Below are 2029 nucleotides of genomic sequence, written 5' to 3'. Positions count from 1 at the left end.
CAGTCCTTGTGGACTTCAAGGGCAATCGTGGTGACGTTGGATTTCTGGATCACATGCTGGCCCGCCATGCCGGCGGCGTCCTTGTTGGCCGGGTCCAGCAGCACGGCTGCGGGCGCGTTGACCAGGTCAAACACCGGGCCCAGGTTGACGGCAAAGCCTTCCTGGCGCTGGCCGACAAATACCCGGCCCTGGTCCTTGCCCGTCGGGCAGCCGGGAATGGTGACGGTGTGAATGTGCTTGCCGGCATAGGCTGCGTAGGCCGCCGTGTCGCCCAGCGTCTTGACGCCGATGTAGTCCACCGGTTTTTCAAAGCTTGCGCCGCCGCCGGTCTTGATGACTGCGCCGGAAGAGCCCTTGCGACGGTCGCCGCGCATGACATTGACGCTGTAGCTTTCGTTGACGTTCAGGTTGGCATCGTTGAGCGCGCTGACGCCGCCGGCCTGTATCAGTGGAATCGGCACGCTGGCCGAGCCGATGGTCAGCGGAATCGATTTGAGGGTGTTTTTGAAGCGGAACTGAAAGGTGATGTCTTCCACCGCATCGCCATTGTTGTCAATGTGAATTTCATAGAGGGCGTTGGGGTCCATCTGGAAATAGTTGGGGCCGCCGTACGGAGCCTGCAGCGGCTGGTAATTGGCCAGCAGGGTCACGTAGTCTGAGCGCCCGCCAGTGCCGTTGGCGGCAATGCCTTCATAGCTGCGGAACATGTAGAAATCGGTGCCGTCGACCTTGGGCGCCGAGGTGATGAAGGGCGCCTCGCGATGGCTGGACGCCATGGCTCCGCCGGCGGCAACTAACAACAGGCAGGCCTTGGCAAGGTGCCCCAATTTCGTCTTCATGGTTGATCTCCTGGTATGTGGATACAGCAGATGCTGTGTAAAGATTACGCAGCGCCGTGTAAACCGGATTCAACTCAATGAACCGGATTCAGCGCATTTGTATCCACAGGTAACAATCCCATCGCCAGCAAGCGGCGATGGCAGGAGCCCGTTTTGCAGGGGGCCGGCTACTGACGCGCCATGCGGATGTTGGACGGCAGCGCCTGCGGGTAGCTGGTGCGAAACGGGTTGATGTCGAGCCCGCCGCGCCGTGTGTAGCGGGCATAGACCGCGAGTTTGAGCGGCTTGCAGCGCGTCCACAGGTCCATGAAGATGCGCTCGACGCACTGCTCGTGAAACTCGTTGTGGTTGCGAAAGCTCACCAGGTACTGCAGCAGCCCTTCCTGGTTGATCTGCGGACCGGAGTAGCTGATCTGCACACTGCCCCAGTCGGGCTGGCCGGTCACCAGGCAGTTGCTTTTGAGCAGGTTGCTGGTCAGGGTTTCGTCGACCGGCGGCTCGTCGAACTCGGCAAACAGAAGCTCGGGTGCCGGGGTGTAGTGAACGCATTCCACATCGAGCCGGTCCAGGTTCAGGCCGTCCAGCTCGTGCACCGGCTCGCGGTCGAACAGCTCCGGGCCCAGCGTCTTCACCCCCACACCCGCGCCCACCGCCGCGTTGATGTCGGCGCGGATGCGCTCACGCACATCGCGCGCGTCGGCAAAGCGGGTGTTGTTAAAGCTGTTGAGGTAGAGCTTGAAGGACTTGCTCTCGACGATGTGGGGCGACTCGCAGGGCACGGTGATGTGCGCCAGCGCCACCTGCGGCTTGCCGCGCAGGTTGAGCCAGCTCAGCTCATACGCGGTCCAGATGTCGGCGCCAAAAAAGGGCTGCGCGTCGGCAATGCCGAGCTCGGCCCGTTTCCCGGCGCGCGGAATCGGAAACAGCAGCGACGCATCGTACTGGTCGACATAGGCCGAGGCCTTGCCGAGCTGGGAATGTTCAGGGGTGTTCATGGTGGCAGTTCTCTCGGTAAGGGGGCGATGATTCAGCCTTTGGCCATCGCAAAGTGCGGCAGCAGCAGCGCCAGCAGCCGCTCCACCACGCCCGGCGGCAAATCGTGGCCCATGCCTTCTATGCCCACCAGCCTGGCGCCCGGAATGCGGCGCGCGGTGTCCTCGCCGCAGGCAAACGGCACCAGCGGGTCGGCC

The 2029-nt window shown here is 62.8% G+C and carries 3 protein-coding genes; all 3 read right to left on the bottom strand.

Features of this window, described 5'->3' with window-relative positions:
* Positions 1 to 839 (bottom strand): DUF4331 domain-containing protein (locus RMO23_RS14335; protein WP_309682852.1); only part of this gene is annotated, 839 nt, incomplete at its 3' end.
* A gap of 167 nt (positions 840 to 1006) precedes the next feature.
* The gene (gene queF / locus RMO23_RS14330) at positions 1007 to 1834 is read right to left on the bottom strand and encodes an NADPH-dependent 7-cyano-7-deazaguanine reductase QueF (RefSeq protein WP_309682849.1); all 828 of its coding nucleotides are present in this window, start codon (positions 1832 to 1834) and stop codon (positions 1007 to 1009) included.
* Positions 1835 to 1866: 32 nt separating this feature from the next.
* The coding region (locus RMO23_RS14325; protein WP_405041609.1) for an alpha/beta fold hydrolase at positions 1867 to 2029 on the bottom strand (163 nt) is incomplete at its 5' end.

Source organism: Polaromonas sp. (genome assembly GCF_031411155.1).
GTDB lineage: Bacteria > Pseudomonadota > Gammaproteobacteria > Burkholderiales > Burkholderiaceae_C > Polaromonas.
Note: the sequence above shows the minus strand (reverse complement) of the source record. Positions and strands in the feature narration are given on the sequence as shown.